This is a genomic window from Paraburkholderia sp. SIMBA_054, from assembly GCF_046534875.1.
Lineage (GTDB): Bacteria > Pseudomonadota > Gammaproteobacteria > Burkholderiales > Burkholderiaceae > Paraburkholderia > Paraburkholderia hospita.
Window position 1 is genome coordinate 1 of the sequence record NZ_JAWRXV010000741.1, and the last position, 273, is coordinate 273.

The 273-nt window shown below is 42.1% G+C and carries 1 protein-coding gene; it reads right to left on the reverse strand.

The features are described from left to right. Positions 1 to 235: GNAT family N-acetyltransferase (locus tag SB822_RS57065; protein ID WP_410859102.1), on the reverse strand; the 235-nt coding region annotated here is incomplete at its 3' end. Positions 236 to 273 lie beyond the last annotated feature (38 nt).

Consider the following 273-nt stretch of genomic DNA (forward strand, 5'->3'; position numbering starts at 1 on the left):
GGGGGGAGATGGCAATATTCGTAATATGCGCTTCATCCATCACAAGCCACATGCCACAATAACCAATGACCCCTTCTTCCGTTTCAGCCAATACATAGTACGCAAATTCATTTTTCAACATCTCTTGTTCAAACGCCTCTTTTGTCCAAGCAAGCGTAAACGAGTTCTTTTCAATTTCGTACACTACATCCACGTCACGAATAGTCATTTTTCGAAACTTCAATGGGGCGGTCATTGGCTTTTTCCTTCATTCGTTTTCGAAAGATTGGCTTC